The sequence below is a fragment of the Fusibacter sp. 3D3 genome (assembly GCF_001748365.1).
Taxonomy (GTDB): Bacteria; Bacillota; Clostridia; order Peptostreptococcales; family Acidaminobacteraceae; genus Fusibacter_A.
Window position 1 is genome coordinate 74,959 of the sequence record NZ_BDHH01000007.1, and the last position, 17,991, is coordinate 92,949.

Below are 17,991 nucleotides of genomic sequence, written 5' to 3' on the forward strand. Positions count from 1 at the left end.
CAGACGTCCTAAACATATAACCTCTTAAGAAGGGAGTGAGACCATGGAAACGAAGCTACTTGAACGCGCGATTCAAGGAGATGTAGAAAGCTTTGAACAACTGATTAAAACTTATAATCGGTATGCTTACAACATTGCCTATAGAATGATGGGCAATGAAGAAGATGCAAAAGATATGTCTCAAGAAGCTTTAATAAAAGCCTATAAGAGCATAAAAAAATTTAAAATGGAATCTAGTTTTTCCACATGGTTATACAGAATTGTAATTAATACCTGCAAAGATGAACTTAGAAAGAGAAAAGAAGCAACTTATTCGCTTGATGAAACCTTTGGTGAGGACGATGGCTTAAAACATGAAATGAGTGATGAACAATCGGATCCGATACTTATTTATGAAAAGGCTGAGCTCAAAGCTAACATTGAAAGCGCGTTAAATCGATTGTCAGATGATGGTAAATCGGTGGTGGTTTTAAAGGATATTATGGGATATTCCTATGATGAAATTGGTGAAATCTTACAAATTCCGATTGGAACTGTAAGGTCAAGGTTAAATCGTAGTAGGTTGGCTCTTAAGGAAATACTTAGGGTACAAATTGCAGAAAGCTAGAAAGGAGTGAGTTAAATGAAATGTGATGATGCACGTTTGCTGATGAATTTGGCAATAGATGATGAAATTAATCATGAAGACCTATCTCAACTCAATGCTCATTTAGACCACTGCGAGCAATGTACTGTAGAGTATGAAGAGCTTAAATATCTAAAAGAGTTGATGGGTGAAATGGAGATGAAAGAGCTCCCAAATGATTTTGAGAAAGAATTACATGTTAGATTATTAGAAGCTAATTTTTTAAATCGGCGTGATAAAATGCCAGAGCAGAAAACAAAAATGCTCGGCAAACTTAAAGATTGGGTCACTGGTCACGGTCAGTATGTAGTGGCAGCCGCCGCGATTGCGTTAATCGTATTGATCAGCAACAATCCAATACGACTTGGAGGCTATAAAAGTGCTGAAAGTATGGATGGTCAAGCGCCTTTGTTTGCAGCCGGCAAAATGGAAGAAAATGCTAGTGCCTATGGTATGGATGCATCAGCGCCACAAGCGGCTGAAATGGCAACCGAAACGGCAGATGAGCGTGGCATTGGTGGTGGTGCTTTAGATGACAAAACAACTTCTGCACCACAAGAAAAACCTAGCGCTTCAAATAGAGCGATCAATAATGATTCATATAGAACAGATCGCATGATTATAAAGTCAGGTAACATCAATCTAGAAATTGTAGATTACGATGGTATCCTTGATGATATCAAGCAAAATGTCATCACTTGGGGAGGCTATATTGAAAATGAAAGTACCTCAAAGAGCAGTTATAATGCTAGAAATCCTCAAGATGATCTAAAGTACGGTTCTGTCATAGTGCGTATTCCAAATGACAAATTTGAAGAAATGATGTCCCTGTTAAAAAGTTATGGCAATGTCATCTATGATAACGTTTATGCACAAGATGTGACAAAAGAGTACAGAGACACCGCACAAGAAGTCGAAAATTTAAAATTGACCGAAACGCGTTTTAGAGAACTTTTGTTAACCGCAACGGATATGGAAGATGTACTTGCGATTGAAAATGAGTTGACGCGCATTAGGAGTCAAATCAATCAATATGAGCGCAGATTAAAAGATTGGGAAGTACTTGTGGACCTTTCAAGCATCAGCGTTGAATTGAATGAAGTGAAGAGCTTGGAACCTGTCTTTGAACCCATTGATGATTCACTCTTTGGCAAGGCTAAATCCGAGTTGATTAAGACGATAAATAACATCAGAAAATGGCTTGAAAACATCTTTATATGGGTGATCGCCAATTCGCCAATACTCGTTTTAATAGGTATTGTTGCTGTTATATGGCGCATTAGAAGCAATAGAAAGAACAAACAAATGAAGTCATAATGATCCAAAAAAATATATGACAATTGGAATCCCTATACACACCGTATAAGTGGACTAGCTCGAAAGGAGAATTTTTATGAAAAACAAAATAATGATGATGGTAGCGTTAATGATGGTGGGCTTTTTAACCATAGGCGCAGTCAATTCGGCACCGATTTCGACGGCAGATGTACAATCAGAAACCAACCAAAGAATTGTAACGGTTACTGGTGAAGGTGAAATTGTGGTGTCTCCAGATTTAGCCTATATTGATTTAGGTGTACAAACCAAAAATGTAGATGCTCAAAAAGCGCAACAGGAAAATACAACTAAAATGAATGCAGTGATCGAAGCGATTAAAAAAGCGGGCATTAAAGCAGAAAACATTAAGACAACAGGTTATAGTATTTATCAAAATTACGATTATATGCCAAATGGTGAAGTAAAGAGCGAATATTATCAAGTGAATAATATTGTCAATTTGAAAATTAATGATATTGATGCTGTAGGCAAACTTATTGATATTGCAACTGCTGCAGGTGCAAACAATGTAAACAGCATTAGATTTACTGTATCAGATGATTCAAAATACTATGCAGATGCCTTAAAACTTGCGATGACAAACGCCAATTCAAAAGCAACGTCAATCATGGGCACATTTAATAAAAAACCAGGTTTACCAATGAGCGTTTCTGAAGTGAGCTATGGTGGTGGCGTTGTCTACGAAGCAAGCAATGTAAGAATGGCAATGGACACTGGAGCGTCCTCTACACCGATTGAATCTGGAGAAATTACGATTACAGCAACCGTTAGTGTAGGTTATGATTATTAAAAACAAATGACACCTGAGTTGTAAATGAATTAGACTCTTTTAAGGGACGCTATGTGAAGTTATAGCGTCCTTTTAGTATGCAAATTAGTATGCAAACTGGATTTTGACACTCTAACTAAACATGTTATAATAAGCTATATGACTAAAATCAAGGAGATGACTATGAACCGGATCGTAATAGTAGATGGGAATAGCTTAATTAATAGAGCATTTTTTGCAATGTCAGAGCTTAAAACCAGTAAAGGGGTTTATACAGGTGGCGCACTCGGTCTTACGACCATGATATTTGGCTTAATAGATGAATTTGAGCCAGATTATTTTTGTGTCGCTTTTGATATGAAGGGGCCCACCTTTAGACATAAAACTTACGCGCAATATAAAGGCACTCGAAAGGGAATGCCAAATGAACTTGCGATGCAAATGCCCATTGTCAAGGACATATTAGATGCTTTAAAAATACCTAGAGTAGAATTATCAGGCTACGAGGCGGATGATTTAATCGGTACGATTGCACATTACTTTGCAGACCGTGATATAGAGGCACATGTTATAACAGGCGATAAAGATGCCTTACAACTGGTCAGAACGCATATACATGTGCACATTACGAAGAAGGGGATTACACAGCTCAAAGAATATAAAAATGAAGATATTATAGAGGAACTGGGCGTAGATGCTCATCACGTGATCGATTATAAAGGGCTCAGTGGTGATGCGTCGGATAATATTCCTGGAATTCCAAGCGTGGGGCCCAAAACAGCAGCGAAGCTTCTTTCTGAATTTGGCACTGTTGAGAATTTGATCATGAACGTCGAGCAAGTGAGCAACAAGAGATGGAGAGAATTGGTGATTGACTTTGCAGATCAAGCAATGCTCTCAAAGCGACTAGCGACCATTATGATCAATGTGCCTGTTGAACTTGATACAGAAATGTTTAAATTAAAAGAGCCGGACACTGAAACTGCCATAAATCTTTTTAAGCAGTATGAAATGAACGGTTTATTAAGTCGTTTAAAAGTTAAAACTGAGGTCGTTGAGCACAGATCAGAAATTGAAATGATAGATGTGGATGCGCTTATAAAATTAATTGAAATTGAAAAGACATTTGCATTTAAAATGATTTACAATAAAGTGGATTTGAGAAATGATGCTCTAATTTGTGCAGTTTTCAAGGTGAAAGATCAGATTTGTATCGTTGATGATGTCGTGGTACTTGAAAAAATGACTGCTATTTTTGAAGATGAGAAAATTTATAAAATAGGCTTTGATGTAAAGAATGAGTATCTTTTTCTAATGCAAAAAGGCGTTGATTTAAAAGGCGTCAAATTTGATGGGTATATTGCAGCCTATCTCATTGAACCCAGTAGAAGGGGTTATGATCTAAGTGAACTCGTCTTTGAACAGGCAACCCTTAAGATTGCATCCGAAGAAGAAACTTTGGGCAAAGGTGCTAAAAAGATAACGCCAGATCAATTGGATATAGTGGACCTTCACCAGTATGCTCGAGGTCTAGTTATTGGCATCGATATTTTAGCAGAAAAACTGGATGAAAAGCTGGCATTAAATCATTTTAAGAAGCTCTTTGATGAAGTTGAAGTGCCTCTTGTGAAAATACTATCGGATATTGAATTCACTGGATTTAACGTGGATTGTAAAGCAATAGACCACATCGATGAGTTGCTCACTGGACAAATCGCAGAAATTGAAAAAGAAATATATGTGCAATCAGGCGAAGCCTTCAATATCAATTCGCCAAAGCAATTAGGTGTTATACTGTTTGAAAAATTGGGTTTGACGTCGATTAAGAAGACAAAGACGGGTTATTCTACATCACATGACATTCTCGAAAAACTCGCATCTAAACATGCCATTGTATCTGAAATAATTGAATACAGAACATATACCAAATTAAAATCAACCTATATTGATGGTCTTAGAGCTGCGATCAATCCTGTCACGGGGAGGGTTCATACCTCTTTAAATCAAACGATTGCCGTTACAGGTCGATTGAGTTCCACGGAACCCAATCTTCAAAACATACCCATCAGATTGCCTATGGGACGCAAAATTAGAAAGTTTTTTATTCCAGATGAAGGGTGTATTTTACTGGGTGCAGACTATTCGCAAATCGAGCTCAGAGTATTGGCGCATTTATCAAAAGATCCTAATTTAATTGAAGCGTTCACACAAAACTTGGACATTCATACGAAAACGGCTTCACAAGTTTTTGGCATAGAAGAAGCAGAAGTCACCTCATTACAGCGGAGCCATGCAAAAGAAGTGAATTTCGGAATCGTCTACGGGATGGGGGACTTTGGGCTAGGAGAGAGCTTAGGCATTTCACGGAAAGATGCTAAGACTTATATTGAAAATTATTTTATAAGTTATCCAAATGTTCAAGGCTTTATGGATCATGTCATTGAGGTTTGTAAGCAAGAGGGCTATGTTGAAACCCTTCTCGGCAGAAGACGTGATATAGCGGATATATCGAATAGTAATTTTATGCTTAGATCTGCAGCTGAGAGAACTGCAAGGAATACGCCAATTCAAGGGTCCGCGGCAGATATCATCAAGATAGCGATGATTAAAGTTTTTGAACGTCTGGAAGTGGAGCAGCTCAAGTCCAAATTGATCTTACAGGTGCACGATGAACTGATTCTCAATGTACCGTTTGATGAACTGGAAAAAGTAAAAGTGTTACTCAAAGAGAGCATGGAGTCTGCATATGAACTTCTGGTCCCTCTGAAAGTAGATATGAATACAGGAGAGAGTTGGTACGATGCAAAGTAAAAAAATGCTCGTGGGGATCACAGGGGGGATAGGGAGTGGCAAAAGTGCCGCTTCAAGCATTATTAAGAAACTGGGGTATCCCGTGGTAGATGCGGACGTCATATCAAGACAAATTCTTGAAAAAGGAACAATGGCCTATAAAAAAGTAGTTGAGGCTTTTGGAACTCAAATTTTATTAGAAGAGGGACAGATCAACAGAACCTATTTAGGTGAAATGATTTTCAATAATGCCTTAGAGCGTCAAAAGCTTAATGCAATCGTTCATCCAGCCGTTTATGAAGCTATTAAGAGTGAAATTAATCGTTTATCAGAGGCACATCAGTTGATCTTTGTAGATGTGCCATTGCTCTTTGAAAATGGCAGAGCGGATGACTATGATGAAGTTTGGGTTATTAATGCAAGTGATGCTATTCGCATTGAGCGCATCTGCAAACGGGATCATGTGGATGAGGCTTATGCCATTTTAAAGATAAAGGCTCAGATGTCACTTGCTGAGAAGGCAAAACTTGCAACAAGAGTGATTGAAAATGAGGGGGCGCTAGAATCTTTGGAAAAAAGCGTAGTAGCACTGTTAAATTCGATAAAAAAATAACGAAAGTTGCCTTGAAGAGTTTAATTGTTTATAATGAAATTGACTAATTTTTAGGAAGGTAATCCAGTATGAATGAAATGAAAAGTTTAGCAGATATAGATAATATCCAAATTGCAGAAGATCGTAAGTTGTTTTCAGCAACACATGACGAGATCGTTAATGGGTTAACAACTGATGTCTATTTTTTAAGAACTTTGGATATTCTTAACGCACTTGAACTTGCAGATGCAGAAGTAATCGCAGAAATATTTCCACGAAAGCCAGGTGTTTTTGTTGGAATAGCAGAAGTTCTAGCATTGCTAGAAGGAAAAAATTTGCAGATAGATGCTATTTCTGAAGGCGAATCGTTCGCTGAAAAAGATACCGTGATTAGGATCAAGGGGAAATACAGTGATTTCGCTATATTTGAAACGACGATTCTAGGCATGTTGGCAAGCAGTTCTGGATGGGCCACCGCTTCTAGAGAGGTTAAGGAAGCTTGTGGGGATAAGTTTTTCTTGTGCTTTGGCGCAAGACATGTACATCCTGCTGTGGCCCCAGTTATGGAGAGAGCGGCGGTTATCGGTGGTGCAGGTGGTGCAAGTTGTATTTTAGCAGCACTACTCAGTGACATCAAACCATCGGGGACAGTGCCGCACAGTGCAATGCTCATTGCGGGAGATACATTAACGGTTGCAAAAAAATACGATGAAATCGCAGCGCCAGAGCATAATCGGATCGTCTTAGTAGATACTTTTAAGGATGAAGTAGAAGAAGCTATAAGAATTGCAAGAGGCCTTAACGGGAAGCTCTATGGCATTAGGCTAGACACCCCAAGTGAAAGAGGGGGTGTAACTGTAGGTTTGGTAAAAGAGATGAGAGCTAAACTTGATCTTGAAGGTTTTAAAGACGTTAAGATTTTTGTATCAGGTGGCTTGTATCCTGAAAAAATTAAACTACTGAGTGCTGCTGGAGCCGATTCCTTTGGCGTAGGCAGTTACATTTCGGCAGCATCGCCAATTGATATGACGATGGATATCAAAATGGTCAACGGGAAAGCGGTTGCAAAACGCGGCAGGATCCCAGGTATGGTTGAAAACCCGAAATTGAAGCGCATAAGAGATTTTAAGTAATAGGAAAAAGGCTGTTTCAATATGAATATTGAGACAGCCTTTGTTTTTTATAACAAAACAAGAGCCTTGCAATTTCAAGGCCCTTGTTTCAATTGGTGCGGATGGCGGGATTTGAACCCGCACGAGCATTGCTCACTACCCCCTCAAGATAGCGTGTCTGCCGTTCCACCACATCCGCACGTTACTTTATTCATTATAGTGACATTACATATACAAGTCAATAGGAAAAATGAAAAAAATTTGTATTTTCAAAGGGTAAAGGAGATGTGAAGTTGAAAGTCAATCATTTCAATGGCTATGTAAATTGTCTGAATATAACAACATTTTAAAAAGTAAAATGAAATTGCCTATTAAGTGTGCACTCAAAAAAATACAAAAACATTTGACGAAGAATAAGTCTTATGTTACGATATTGATACAAAGATCTTAATATAAATGATGGATTGTGACTGATGACGCAGGCAAGACCAAAATAGTTGTTTATGGATAAAACCATAGCGCAACTTTTTGGTCTTTTTTTTATCACAAAAGCGTTACAGAACACGATATTGTTCGGCCGAACAAGTAATAGATCCAAATTCATAATTTTGATTACAGGAGGTGGCCATGAAAAATAGATTTCCAGAAAACTTTCTTTGGGGTGGTGCGACGGCAGCAAATCAAATGGAAGGCGCCTATAATGAAGATGGCAAAGGCTTAAGTGTGCAAGATGTGACCCCAAAAGGGGGTTTTGGACCTGTGACGGAAGGCCCCACAGAAGACAATATGAAACTGGTGGGCATTGATTTTTATCACCGTTACAAAGCAGATATAAAATTACTTGCAGAAATGGGGTTTAAAGTTTTTAGAATTTCAATCGCATGGACGAGAATCTTTCCACTTGGAGATGAATTAACACCAAATGAAAAGGGATTAAAGTTTTATGATGATGTTTTTGATGAATGTTTAAAGTATAAAATTGAACCCCTAGTGACGATTTCGCATTATGAAACGCCGCTTCATTTAGCCAAAGTCTATGACGGGTGGAAAAATCGAAAAATGATTGATTTTTATGAGCGTTATGTGACAACACTTTTTGACAGATACAAAGATAAAGTCAAATATTGGTTAACTTTTAATGAGATCAATTCCATATTACATGCGCCCTTTATGAGTGGTGGTATTATAACACCTAAGGAAGCGTTATCAAAACAAGATTTATACCAAGCGATTCATCACGAACTGGTGGCAAGCGCACTTGCCACTAAAATAGCACATGAAATTAATCCGAGCATGCAGATCGGTTGTATGGTTTTGGCGATGCCAGTATACCCGATGACACCCAAACCTGAAGATGTCATGAAAACACTTGAACTGGATAGAAGTAATCTTTTGTTTAGTGATATTTATGTAAGAGGGTATTATCCTTCTTATGCAAAACGGTTATTCAAAGAGAATGATGTTGTGATTCATATGGAAGATGGCGATGAAGCGTTGCTTCGAAATACAGTTGATTTTATCTCTTTCAGTTACTATATGAGTATTTGTGAGACCAGTGAAGAAACAAAAGCGCTTGGGGCAGGCAATATCTTTCCAGGTGTGAAAAACCCATACTTAAAGGCAAGTGAATGGGGCTGGCAAATAGATCCATTGGGTCTTAGATATGTTTTAAACACACTTTATGACCGATATCAGAAACCGCTCTTTATCGTAGAAAATGGTCTTGGCGCAGTGGATGAACTCATAACAGATGCACATGATCATAAGACGGTTAATGATGATTATCGCATTCAATATCTCAACGATCACCTCGTTCAAGTCGGCGAAGCCATAGAGGACGGTGTTGAAATTATGGGCTACACATCATGGGGGTGCATAGATCTTGTAAGTGCCTCTACAGCAGAGCTTAAGAAGAGATATGGCTTTATATATGTGGATCGACATGATGACGGGTCAGGCACTTTAGAACGCTATAAGAAAAAATCTTTTTACTGGTATAAAGAAGTTATTGCGACACAGGGTGGCATTTTAAAAAAATAAGGGGAAAAATAGGGTTAATGCGAAACTGACTTTTGACACCCTAACCGAATATCAAATTTGGAGGATTATTATGGCAAGTAAATATGATGCTTTAGCAAAAATAATTATTAATAATGTCGGCGGAAAGTCTAATGTGATCAGCGTTACACATTGTATTACACGATTGAGATTTAAGCTCAAAGATGAGCGTAAAGCAAATACAGATTTATTAAAGGGTACAGACGGAATCGTTACGGTCATGCAAAGTGGGGGTCAATACCAAGTGGTCATTGGGAATCACGTACCAGATGTTTATGAAGTGGTCACAAAATTAGGCGGTTTTTCTTCAGAAACCAATGATGAAAGTGAACATAAAAAAATGAGTCCTGGTGCAGCCTTTATAGATACTATTTCAGGCATATTTCAACCTGCTTTAGGCGTATTGGCAGCAACAGGTATGATTAAAGGGTTTTTAGCACTATTTGTATTTTTTAAAATTTTATCGCCAGCGAGTGGCGTGTATCAAATTCTATATTCTGTAGCAGATGGCTTTTTTCACTATATGCCTATCTTTTTAGGTTTTACTGCAGCTAAGAAATTTAAAGTGAATCAGTTTACTGGGATGGCTTTAGGCGCATCACTTATGTACATCAACGACGTTACTGCCATGGCATCTGGAGAAGCGATATCCACCATGTTTGCGGGAACTCAATTTGCCTCAAATGTCTACGCGACTTTCTTCGGGCTTCCAATCACAATACCAATGGCAGGGTACGCCTCATCGGTTGTGCCGATTGTGTTAGCAGTGTACATGGCTTCAAAAGTCGAAAAGTTCTTTAAAAATATAATTCCTGATGTCGTAAAAACATTTTTAGTGCCCATGTTCACTTTAATGGTGTGTGCCCCCCTTACATTCTTAATTGTAGGCCCTATTGCATCTATATTGACTTCTGCAATAGGTATTGTTACAAGTAGTGCGTATGCGTTTAGCCCGATTATTGCAGGTGTATTCTTAGGCGCTATATGGCAAATATTGGTTATATTTGGATTGCATTGGGGTGTCGTTCCTTTGGCGTTTCTCAACTTTGGTAGTTTAGGCTATGACTATATTTTGGCGCTTGTCTTTACGGCTTCCTTTGCACAAACAGCTGTCGTTATGGCGATTGCTCTTAAAACAAAGGATGAGAAGCTTCGTTCCCTTAGTATCCCAGCAATCATTTCAGGGTTTTTCGGTGTAACTGAACCTGCGATCTACGGGATCACATTACCGCGTAAAAAACCATTTTGGATTTCATGTATCGCAGCTGCCATTGGAGGCGGTATTATTGGATTAACGGGTTTGAAAACATTTATGTTAGGTGGACTTGGTGTATTTGGTTTCCCATCGTATATTAACCCAGCTACGAATGAAATTGGTGGGATGATTGGGGCAATAACCGCAGTTGTTATTGCAATGGCAATTGGCTTTGTACTCACGATGATCACTTATAAAGAAGACGTGAAATCAGAGTCAAATTCAGCGCTCACAAATGACATCATGAAAGAAAATGTTGTGATAAGTCCTTTAAGTGGTTCTGTAATGGCGCTTTCAGATATAGAAGATGCTGCTTTTTCAACAGGGGCACTTGGCAATGGTGTGGCTATTTTACCGTCAGAAGGCAAACTGGTTTCTCCTGTAGATGGTGAAATTGTGACTTTATTCAAAACGAAACATGCGATTGGTATAAAATCAGATTCTGGAATAGAAATATTAATTCACGTGGGCATGGACACGGTTAAACTGGACGGCAAACACTTTAATGCGTTGGTAAATCAGGGCGATCGCGTAAAAAAAGGAGATGTTCTTTTGGAATTTGATATTGATGCGATTAAGGCTGAGGGCTATTCTATGTTGACGCCAGTCGTGGTTACGAATTCGGATCATTATGCAGATCTTGCATTTGAAGTCGGCAAAAATATTGTCATGAACGAGGCTTTGATGGTACTTATCTAATCTTAAAACAACGCAATTAAGAGCCTTTGTTATGGGGGTTCTATCATGAGCTGGGGGAATACCTCAACTCATGATTTTTAATATCATCCAATAAATAACAATGGTGATAGGGGATTGAGTAATTTCTAACGACTTAACGTGGAGATGAAAAGGTGGTTGCATGAAAATTAAGAAGATATTAAATAACAATGCGGTGATTGCTGTTGGCCATGATTCAGAAGATATTGTCATAACAGGATTGGGATTGGCTTTTAAAAAAAGAGTTGGGGATGTTCTTGAACAAGAAAAAATTGAACGCGTCTTCAGGATGGAGAGCAAGGAAGTTTCAAAAAAACTGCAAGATCTAATCAGTGAAATTCCGCTGGAATATGTTGAGCTCTCAGAAGAAATTGTGGTTGCAACTCAGCGTATTTTAAACAAGAAATTAAATGAAAATATTTACTTAACACTTACAGATCATATTCATTTCGCTATGGAAAGGCTAAAAAAAGGATTCGCAATCAGCAATCCAATGGTCTGGGAAATCAGACGATTTTATAAAGCAGAGTATAAGGCTGGCATTGAAGCCCTTGACATCATTAAGTTGCGATTAGGGGTAGAATTTCCATTAGATGAAGCCGCATCCATTGCCATGCATATTGTCAACGCAGAATTGGATCAAGAAATGCCTAATGCAGTGGCACTGATCAAGATACTACAAGATGAGCTCAACATCATAAAATATCATTATGGGATCGAACTAGATGAAGATTCGTTATATTATCAGCGGTTGGTAACACATCTTAAATTTTTTGCACAGAGAATCTTAAACAGCGTTAAGGATTCTGTTGAGGAAGAGCAGCTTTTTAGTATTGTTTCAGCGCAATATCCAAATGCTTATGAATGTGCTCTAAAAATTAAAAAATATGCACTTGAAAAACACGATTTTGAAGTGAGCAAAGCAGAACTAACTTATCTAATCGTTCATATAGAAAAAGTGATTCAGAGCAGTAGAAAATAGTGGTGATGAAGGTCTTTATATTGTATTGATAAAGATGCTTGAAAGAGAAGCATTTTAAAGCGAGGAGAAAAAAATGAAAATTGAAAACAAACCATTTCCAAAAGATTTTTTATGGGGCGGTGCAACTGCTGCGAATCAGTGTGAAGGTGCTTACCTTGAAGCGGGTAAAGGGCTATCCACAGTGGATGTCATCCCTGCTGGTGAAGACCGCTTTCCCGTTATGCTTGGCAATTTAAAAATGCTCACTTGTGACGACTCACATCAGTATCCAAGTCACGAAGCGATTGATTTTTATCATAAGTATAAAGAAGATATTGCACTTTTCGCAGAAATGGGTTTTAAAACCTTTAGATTATCGATTTCATGGACGAGAATATTTCCAAACGGAGACGATGAAAAGCCTAATGAGGCTGGATTAAAATTTTATGATGCTGTTTTTGATGAGTGCCTGAAGTATGACATAGAACCTCTGGTAACCATCACGCACTTTGACGTTCCAATTCATTTGGTTAAAACAATTGGTTCTTGGAGAAGCCGAGAAATGATTGGTCATTATGAAAGACTTTGTGAAGTCCTCTTTGACCGTTATAAAGATAAGGTGACATATTGGTTGACTTTTAATGAAATTAATATGTTGCTACATCTACCTTTTATAGGCGCGGGTTTGCTCTTTGATGAAGGTGACGACGTTTTGAGCGTCAAGTATCAAGCTGCTCATCATCAGTTAGTGGCGAGTGCGCTTGCAACTAAAATTGCGAAAAGGATAAATCCAAATTTCAAAATAGGGTGTATGTTAGCGGCTGGCGTAACATATGCGAATACTTGTGCTCCAGAAGATGTCTTTAAAGCTTTGACAAAAGACCGTGAGAATTATTTTTTTATAGATGTTCAGTCGAGGGGTTCCTATCCTAATTATGCGCTTAAAATGATGGAAAACGCGGGTATAAGCTTGAATATTGAGCCTGATGATCTTGAAATTTTAAAAGAAAATACGGTGGATTTTATCTCTTTTAGTTATTATGCTTCCAGACTTACAAGTGCTGATCCAAAAGTATCTGCTCAAACAGAAGGCAATGTCTTTGCGAGTCTTAAAAATCCGTATTTAAAGGCAAGTGAATGGGGCTGGCAAATTGATCCCATCGGTTTGAGAACAACGCTGAATACACTTTATGATCGATATCAAAAACCGCTTTTTATTGTGGAAAATGGTTTAGGGGCAGTGGATGAGCCTGATGAAAAGGGCTATGTAGAAGATGACTATCGCATAGAATACCTGAGAGCACATATTAAGGCAATGAGAGATGCCGTTGTTGAAGATGGTGTTGAACTTATGGGATATACCACATGGGGCTGCATTGACCTTGTGAGTGCTTCAACAGGTGAAATGAAAAAAAGATATGGCTTTATCTACGTGGATAAAGACAATGAAGGTGTTGGAACGCTTAAGAGAACAAAGAAAAAGAGTTTCGAGTGGTATAAAAATGTAATTAAATCAAATGGTACAATTTTATAATTGACGTCTGGAGGATATCATGAAAAAGTTAACAGCAACATGTCTTTTTAAAGAGGGCATACACGCAAGACCTGCATCAGAATTAGTGAAACTGTGTCAACCCTCAAAATCAGAAATCATCATTAGAAAGGATTCATCCGAAGGCAATCCCAAGAGTATACTGAGTCTAATGTCCCTAGGCATCAGTTATAATGATGTTCTCACAATAGAAATCTCTGGTGACGATGAAAGTACGGTTGCTTCAAGCATAGAATCTTTTTTTAAACAAAAGTAAGTCGTTAAAACCTATTGTGGCGCTGTTGACAAATAGCCACCCCAAACGGTTAAGAAAAGCAGATTACGGGTTAAATGCTTGCCATTAGTCTGCTTTTTCTTTGCCCGAATGATGAACTATTACGGACCAATTTCCCTTTTTTATTGACTGAAACGTTTATTGAATCAAAAATAGGGCATATAATGGACGAGGAGAAATTCGACAAAGGGTATTGTATTTACGCATCATAATGGATATAATGAATTTGTTTTAAAAAAATGGGCATAAAGTACTAATTTTTTAAAATACTGATTTGAATAGATCGAGAGAGGGGCATAAAAATGGGCAAAAGAATTTTAATCGTTGATGATGCTATGTTTATGAGAAAATTGATGAGTGATATTTTACAAAAGGCTGGATATGAGATCGTGGCTGAAGCTGGTAACGGCGAAGAAGCGTTTAATAAATATAAAGAATTTAAACCAGATCTCGTCACAATGGATATCACTATGCCTGATGTCAATGGCATTGAAGGTGTTAAAATGATCACCGCTAAGTTTCCAGATGCAAAAGTTTTAATGTGTAGTGCTATGGGTCAAGAGGGTATGGTCATTGATTCTGTTAAAGCGGGTGCAAGGGGCTTTATTGTAAAACCGTTTGTTGCTGAAAAAGTAATTGCTGAAGTTCAAAAATTAATTGGATAGAGGTTAGGGTAAAACATAAATGGAGTCGATTGATAATCTTAGAGATTGTTGATCGATTTTTTTTGTATCAAGGATTAGGCGTTAGATTTTGTTATAATTTTTAAAATATAAGTGCAGTTTTTTAAAATAGAATAAGATATACTGATAGAAATTGTCCCAACTATTGAGATTTCTAATAGTTTAATGGATGCAGCTTGTATAACTGTACTGAAACCAGAGCGCAACTGTGCGGGACATGATTGCTAAAAAATTAACTTTCGAATTTTCTGATATAAGTAATTTCAATAGTTGAGGCATTGACCTTCATACTGATTTATAGTAAAATTGTTATTGGTTATGAAAGAAATTGTATACTGTATAATTTCTTTATTAATAAAATGTAATATTTATTAGTAATGAGTAACACAAATCTTTGTTAAGGGGTGAGATTATATGGGTCTTCTATCCTTCAAAGGTGGCATACACCCACCGCATTCTAAAAAGTTGACGGAGCATTTACCAATCGTTGATTATTTAGAACCTAAGATAGTAGAAATTCCACTAAGACAACACATTGGAGCACCATGTGAACCTGTGGTAGAAAAAGGGGAACTGGTCAAAGTTGGTCAATTAATTGGAAAAGCAGGATCGTTTGTATCTGCAAACATTCACAGTTCGGTATCGGGAACGGTACTTGATGTCAAAAAACGGTTTACAGCATATGGTTTCGATGTTTGTATCATCATTGAAAATGATATGAAAAACGAAAATCATGAATCTGTAAAACCAAAGGCGGATTACAACACATTATCAGGCAAGGAGATCATCGACATCATAAAAGATGCGGGTCTTGTTGGCATGGGCGGCGCAGGCTTCCCGACACATGTTAAGCTTTCACCACCACCAGAAAAGACGATCGACACAGTCGTTTTAAATGGTGCTGAATGTGAACCGTATTTAACTTGTGATCATCGGTTAATGCTTGAAGAACCCCAAAAGGTCGTTTTAGGGCTTCAAATTTTAATGAAAGCCTTAAATGTATCTAATGGTGTTATTGGGATTGAAAGCAATAAACCGGATGCCATTGAGACGATGACAACAGCAGCAAAAGGCACTCCTGTTAAAGTCGTAGGTTTGAAAACAAAATATCCTCAAGGTGCTGAAAAGCAACTTATATTTGCATGTACAGGTAAAGAAGTGCCCTCTGGTGGCTTGCCAATGGATGTAGGTGTTGTTGTGAACAATGTGGCAACTGCGGCTACGATCGCAAATGTCTTTACGACTGGGATGCCTTTAATTGAAAGAATCTGTACAGTCACAGGTGGGGCCATTAAGACGCCTAAAAATATTCGATTTAAAATGGGGACTTCTTTAAGAGAGCTTATTCAGTTTTGTGGCGGCTTCAACGGAACACCTGAAAAGATTCTATTAGGTGGACCAATGATGGGTGTTGCTCAAATGACAGATGATTTGCCTGCAATGAAGAACACCTCTGGCATTTTATGTTTCACACCTGAAGAGGCAAAAATACCAGAACCATCAGCATGTATAAAATGTGGAAAATGTGTCAGTACTTGTCCAGCGTTTTTAGAACCCATTCAAATCAGTGCTTATGCACTTTTACACAACTACGATAAGGCAGCTTCTTTTAAAGCGCTTGATTGTATAGAATGTGGATCGTGTTCATTTGTTTGTCCATCTAAGAGACCGCTTTTGGCATCTATTAGAGTGGCGAAGCGAGAAATTATCGCAAGAAAGAAAAAATAGGGGAGGATTAGATATGGAAGCAAGATTAAAAGTCTCTTCATCACCTCATATTCGTTCAAATGATACGACTCAAAAAATAATGAGGGATGTGGCAATTGCACTTTTGCCTGCAGCGGCATATGGTGTATATAACTTTGGTATGAGTGCCTTGGTTATATTGATTGTTTCTGTGGCATCAGCAATGCTTACAGAATTTGCTGTACAAAAGGTTAGAAAAGTAACTGTAACGGTGACAGATTTCAGTGCAGTTGTAACAGGGTTATTATTAGGCATGAATTTGCCATCAACAGTGCCCATTTGGATTCCTGTTGTCGGGAGTGTTTTTGCAATTGGCATCGTTAAACAAGCCTTTGGTGGCCTAGGGCACAACTGGATGAACCCTGCACTTGCTGCTAGAGCAATGCTCGTTGCATCTTGGCCAGTTCAAATGACCACTTGGGTAGCGGTTAAAGCGGATGCTGTAACGACGGCGACACCTCTTGGCATCATCAAAGAGGGCTTAGAGGTTCAATTGCCAAGCATGACAGATGCACTTATAGGGCGTATTGGCGGTTGTATTGGCGAGACTTCAGCACTTTTACTACTCATTGGTGGCGCTTATCTCGTCTATAGACAAGTCATTAGTGTCAGAATTCCGCTCTTTTATATGGGAACTGTTGCTGTGCTCACCTTTTTACTTGGGGGATTTGATCTTCAATATACACTTTTTAGTGTTTTAGCAGGTGGTTTAGTCCTCGGAGCTGTGTTCATGGCGACAGATTATGCCTCGTCTCCAATAACGGTTAAAGGTCAAATTATTTATGCTGTTGGGTGTGGTCTGTTAACAACGGTTATTCGTTTATATGGTGGTTATCCTGAAGGGGTGTCTTATTCAATTCTACTGATGAATGTGGCGGCACCGTTGATTGATAAATACACTCAACCTCGAGTCTTTGGAGGTGCAAAATAATGAGAGATATAATAAAAACGGGTCTTATTCTATTGGTTATATGTGCTGTGGCGGCATTTGCACTTGCCATGACAAATGAAGTGACAAAAGATCAAATTGCGATGCAACGTCAACTTGCAAATGATGCTGCTAAGGCAGCGGTTCTGCCTGTTGCAACGACCTTTGAAGATTTAGATAAAGCTCAAAACAAAGAAATCAGCGAAAAATTCACATCAGTAGCAGAAGGTTACATTGGGTATGATGCGGATCACAACATTGTCGGTTATGTATTTAAATCACTACCCACTGGATTTGGTGGTGCTGTTGAAGTTGTAACCGGCATTGATGTAGAAGGCACCGTTACGGGGATGAGAATGGGAAACCATCAAGAGACTCCAGGTCTTGGCGCCCGAGCAAAAGAACCTGCTTATTACGAACAATATAATGGTAAATCTGCATCGGGACCAATCGGTGTGGCAAAGTCAAATCCAACTGAAACAGATATTCAAGCGATTACGGGCGCGACAATCTCTTCAGCTGCAATCACTAGTGGCGTTAATGCATCTATTGACGCATACCACTTTATCATGGGAAACTAGGGGGGATTTA

Annotated in this window: 15 protein-coding genes and 1 tRNA gene; 15 read left to right on the forward strand and 1 reads right to left on the reverse strand. The window is 38.4% G+C overall.

Going from position 1 to position 17,991, the window contains the following annotated elements:
* The first annotated feature begins 43 nt into the window (after positions 1-43).
* From F3D3_RS09820 to F3D3_RS09845, 6 genes are all read left to right on the forward strand, one after another.
* Complete coding sequence (locus F3D3_RS09820) at positions 44-607, forward strand: RNA polymerase sigma factor (protein ID WP_069873463.1); 564 nt, start codon at positions 44-46, stop codon at positions 605-607.
* 15 nt (positions 608-622) lie between these two features.
* Positions 623-1,942 carry a DUF4349 domain-containing protein gene (locus F3D3_RS09825; RefSeq protein WP_069873465.1) on the forward strand — a complete coding sequence of 440 codons (1,320 nt, stop codon included), beginning with the start codon at positions 623-625 and terminating at the stop codon, positions 1,940-1,942.
* A gap of 76 nt (positions 1,943-2,018) precedes the next feature.
* Entirely contained in the window at positions 2,019-2,753 is a 735-nt protein-coding gene (locus F3D3_RS09830; RefSeq protein ID WP_069873467.1) for an SIMPL domain-containing protein, read from the forward strand.
* A gap of 162 nt (positions 2,754-2,915) precedes the next feature.
* A complete protein-coding gene (polA, locus tag F3D3_RS09835; protein WP_175438340.1) occupies positions 2,916-5,543 on the forward strand; it encodes a DNA polymerase I in 2,628 nt (875 codons plus the stop codon).
* On the forward strand, positions 5,533-6,135 hold the full coding sequence (gene coaE / locus F3D3_RS09840) for a dephospho-CoA kinase (protein ID WP_084388936.1): 603 nt from the start codon (positions 5,533-5,535) through the stop codon (positions 6,133-6,135). Before polA ends, coaE begins: the two co-directional genes overlap by 11 nt.
* Positions 6,136-6,203: 68 nt before the next feature.
* Positions 6,204-7,247, forward strand: a complete 1,044-nt coding sequence (locus tag F3D3_RS09845) for a nicotinate phosphoribosyltransferase (RefSeq protein ID WP_069873469.1) — start codon at positions 6,204-6,206, stop codon at positions 7,245-7,247.
* A gap of 93 nt (positions 7,248-7,340) precedes the next feature.
* On the opposite strand, the gene F3D3_RS09850 is transcribed toward F3D3_RS09845, so the two are convergent.
* Positions 7,341-7,425 (reverse strand) — tRNA-Leu (locus tag F3D3_RS09850).
* A 428-nt stretch (positions 7,426-7,853) separates the two neighbouring features.
* Here F3D3_RS09850 and F3D3_RS09855 point away from each other — a divergent pair.
* The 9 genes from F3D3_RS09855 (at position 7,854) to F3D3_RS09895 (ending at position 17,981) form a co-directional block, all read left to right on the forward strand.
* On the forward strand, positions 7,854-9,266 hold the full coding sequence (locus tag F3D3_RS09855; RefSeq protein WP_069873471.1) for a glycoside hydrolase family 1 protein: 1,413 nt from the start codon (positions 7,854-7,856) through the stop codon (positions 9,264-9,266).
* Positions 9,267-9,336: 70 nt separating this feature from the next.
* Entirely contained in the window at positions 9,337-11,238 is a 1,902-nt protein-coding gene (locus F3D3_RS09860; protein ID WP_069873473.1) for a beta-glucoside-specific PTS transporter subunit IIABC, read from the forward strand.
* A 160-nt stretch (positions 11,239-11,398) separates the two neighbouring features.
* The gene (gene licT / locus F3D3_RS09865) at positions 11,399-12,238 is read left to right on the forward strand and encodes a BglG family transcription antiterminator LicT (protein ID WP_069873475.1); all 840 of its coding nucleotides are present in this window, start codon (positions 11,399-11,401) and stop codon (positions 12,236-12,238) included.
* 73 nt (positions 12,239-12,311) lie between these two features.
* Positions 12,312-13,751 (forward strand): 6-phospho-beta-glucosidase, encoded by a 1,440-nt coding sequence (locus F3D3_RS09870; RefSeq protein ID WP_069873477.1) that lies wholly within the window; start codon positions 12,312-12,314, stop codon positions 13,749-13,751.
* 19 nt (positions 13,752-13,770) lie between these two features.
* Positions 13,771-14,025 (forward strand): HPr family phosphocarrier protein, encoded by a 255-nt coding sequence (locus F3D3_RS09875; RefSeq protein ID WP_069873479.1) that lies wholly within the window; start codon positions 13,771-13,773, stop codon positions 14,023-14,025.
* Between the two features lie 320 nt (positions 14,026-14,345).
* Complete coding sequence (locus F3D3_RS09880) at positions 14,346-14,708, forward strand: response regulator (RefSeq protein WP_069873481.1); 363 nt, start codon at positions 14,346-14,348, stop codon at positions 14,706-14,708.
* Between the two features lie 432 nt (positions 14,709-15,140).
* Positions 15,141-16,454, forward strand: coding sequence for an electron transport complex subunit RsxC (gene rsxC / locus F3D3_RS09885; protein WP_069873483.1), 1,314 nt, complete (start codon positions 15,141-15,143; stop codon positions 16,452-16,454).
* Between the two features lie 13 nt (positions 16,455-16,467).
* Positions 16,468-17,403: an RnfABCDGE type electron transport complex subunit D gene (locus F3D3_RS09890; RefSeq protein WP_069873485.1), complete on the forward strand. Its 936-nt coding sequence runs from the start codon at positions 16,468-16,470 to the stop codon at positions 17,401-17,403.
* Positions 17,403-17,981, forward strand: a complete 579-nt coding sequence (locus F3D3_RS09895) for an RnfABCDGE type electron transport complex subunit G (protein ID WP_069873487.1) — start codon at positions 17,403-17,405, stop codon at positions 17,979-17,981. The genes F3D3_RS09890 and F3D3_RS09895 overlap by 1 nt, the downstream gene beginning before the upstream one ends.
* Positions 17,982-17,991: the final 10 nt, after the last annotated feature.

Bases quoted from the DNA above. Each gene is read 5' to 3' on its own strand.
- F3D3_RS09890 (WP_069873485.1), top strand. From the start codon at position 16,468: ATGGAAGCAAGATTAAAAGTCTCTTCATCACCTCATATTCGTTCAAAT.
- F3D3_RS09870 (WP_069873477.1), top strand. From the start codon at position 12,312: ATGAAAATTGAAAACAAACCATTTCCAAAAGATTTTTTATGGGGCGGT.
- F3D3_RS09875 (WP_069873479.1), top strand. From the start codon at position 13,771: ATGAAAAAGTTAACAGCAACATGTCTTTTTAAAGAGGGCATACACGCA.
- F3D3_RS09880 (WP_069873481.1), top strand. From the start codon at position 14,346: ATGGGCAAAAGAATTTTAATCGTTGATGATGCTATGTTTATGAGAAAA.
- F3D3_RS09845 (WP_069873469.1), top strand. From the start codon at position 6,204: ATGAATGAAATGAAAAGTTTAGCAGATATAGATAATATCCAAATTGCA.
- polA (WP_175438340.1), top strand. From the start codon at position 2,916: ATGAACCGGATCGTAATAGTAGATGGGAATAGCTTAATTAATAGAGCA.
- F3D3_RS09860 (WP_069873473.1), top strand. From the start codon at position 9,337: ATGGCAAGTAAATATGATGCTTTAGCAAAAATAATTATTAATAATGTC.
- rsxC (WP_069873483.1), top strand. From the start codon at position 15,141: ATGGGTCTTCTATCCTTCAAAGGTGGCATACACCCACCGCATTCTAAA.
- F3D3_RS09825 (WP_069873465.1), top strand. From the start codon at position 623: ATGAAATGTGATGATGCACGTTTGCTGATGAATTTGGCAATAGATGAT.
- F3D3_RS09855 (WP_069873471.1), top strand. From the start codon at position 7,854: ATGAAAAATAGATTTCCAGAAAACTTTCTTTGGGGTGGTGCGACGGCA.
- F3D3_RS09820 (WP_069873463.1), top strand. From the start codon at position 44: ATGGAAACGAAGCTACTTGAACGCGCGATTCAAGGAGATGTAGAAAGC.
- licT (WP_069873475.1), top strand. From the start codon at position 11,399: ATGAAAATTAAGAAGATATTAAATAACAATGCGGTGATTGCTGTTGGC.
- F3D3_RS09895 (WP_069873487.1), top strand. From the start codon at position 17,403: ATGAGAGATATAATAAAAACGGGTCTTATTCTATTGGTTATATGTGCT.
- F3D3_RS09830 (WP_069873467.1), top strand. From the start codon at position 2,019: ATGAAAAACAAAATAATGATGATGGTAGCGTTAATGATGGTGGGCTTT.
- coaE (WP_084388936.1), top strand. From the start codon at position 5,533: ATGCAAAGTAAAAAAATGCTCGTGGGGATCACAGGGGGGATAGGGAGT.